The sequence below is a fragment of the Chroococcidiopsis cubana SAG 39.79 genome (assembly GCF_003991895.1).
Taxonomy (GTDB): Bacteria; Cyanobacteriota; Cyanobacteriia; order Cyanobacteriales; family Chroococcidiopsidaceae; genus Chroococcidiopsis; species Chroococcidiopsis thermalis.
Window position 1 is genome coordinate 1 of sequence record NZ_RSCK01000286.1, and the last position, 641, is coordinate 641.

Genomic DNA, 641 nt, shown 5'->3' on the forward strand with positions numbered 1-641 from the left:
AAGTAAGTCACGCCGAGATTGAGTAGAATGACTGCCCGCAGCCAAGAATCGTCTTGAGGCAACTGCTGCAAGGCTCGTTCCATCAGCGTCACTGATTCAGCCGTTGCTCCTTGTTGACGCGCTTGTATGCCTTTAATCGCAGTCACCAGCTCCCATAACTTTTTGGTGTTCGCCGATGGTGTTTGTTGTTGCAGCAGGGATTCCAGCGATTGAACCGCCTGCACTGCGGCAGGAAATTGAGCTGTAGAGTAGAGCGCCCAGGCATAAGATAGCAACAACCAAGGGCGCGTCCAAATGAGACCGTCGGGCATTGCCTTTAGAAATGTTAGCAACCTGGCAGGCTCAACCCGTGGATTGGTCAGTTGAGCCTCTTGCTCGATCGAGTCTGCTGCTTGGGGGAAATCGCCAGCGACGATCGCGTGACTAATTGCTTCGGTGACAAATCCATGATGTTCGTACCACTCTCGCGCCCGACGATGATACTCAAATATTTGCTCCGATTCGGTTCGCTGCAAGCGATCCAAGAGCAGTTGGCGAAACAGGTGGTGATAGCGATACCACTGCCGATTGTCGTCCAGCGGCACAACAAATAGGTTGCGGTGTTCTAGCTGTGCTAAAGTCTCCGTCCCATCGAGCGAGCG

1 protein-coding gene is annotated in these 641 nt (G+C 53.2%); it reads right to left on the reverse strand.

Translation table 11 applies throughout. From position 1 onward, the window contains the following. A partial coding sequence (locus tag DSM107010_RS37935) for a winged helix-turn-helix domain-containing protein (protein WP_479684200.1) occupies nt 1-641 on the reverse strand: 641 nt, incomplete at both ends.